Origin of the sequence: Microbacterium sp. HSID17254, from assembly GCF_003989315.1 — a bacterium.
Classification (GTDB): domain Bacteria; phylum Actinomycetota; class Actinomycetes; order Actinomycetales; family Microbacteriaceae; genus Microbacterium.
Map to the genome: position 1 here is coordinate 1 of NZ_RBLT01000199.1, position 761 is coordinate 761.

A 761-nucleotide genomic window follows, 5' to 3' on the forward strand; every position below is an offset into this window, starting at 1 on the left:
GGGCGCGGCCGGAGGACCGGCCCCGCCACCGGCTGCGGGCCGGTGGTGTCGAAGCCGCCGGCGCGGCCGACCCGCGTCGCGACCGTGGAGTGGCTCAGAGGGGCGACGAGGCGGACCGGGCGGGGCGGATGATGGGATGGGACCAGCAGCGGGCCGATGTACTCGAGGCCGGCTATGCCGAGCGGGCGAAGTGGGCCGGGGCCAACCGCGATGCCGCCGACGACGCCCGACTCGCGGCCGAGGAACTGGCCCGCCGCAACCGCGACGCCACCCGCGCCGGGGTGGACCCCGCGAGTCCGCGGACCGTCGCTGCCGCTCCCGAGCACACGCGCGAGGGCCGGCCGGACACCACGCCGCGGCCCGACGCCGTCCCGGCCCGCCAGCGCGTCGACGAGCACGAGCAGGGTTCGACGCTAGCCGCAGAGATGGACAGGTTGCGAGCCGTCTGGCAGGAAGCGGCTGAGGCAGGTGCGTTCCGCCGCGGCGAGGACTCCGGCCGGGAGGCCAGCCGTCAGCAGGCTGCCGCAGAGACCGCCCGTCAGCAGCGCAACCGCGGGTACGAGCGACCCCATCACCAGGCTCAGGAGCAGGCCCAGGAGATGGACGGTCCGAGCCTGGGCTACTGACTCCTACGCACGGTGTGCGGCCCGTATCGGGAGATCTTGGCGTCCCTAGCGTAGGCGCTCGTGAGGCGTCTGCTGGCTGGACAGTCCGACGAAAATGCGTATGTCCGTGCGCCCGGTTCGCCCCAGGTCGCACGG

Annotated in this window: 1 pseudogene; it reads left to right on the top strand. The window is 74.5% G+C overall.

Annotation, left to right across the window (positions count from 1 at the left end):
• Nucleotides 1-626 (top strand): annotated as a pseudogene (locus D8M34_RS19170) (hypothetical protein); the annotation flags it as partial.
• Nucleotides 627-761 lie beyond the last annotated feature (135 nt).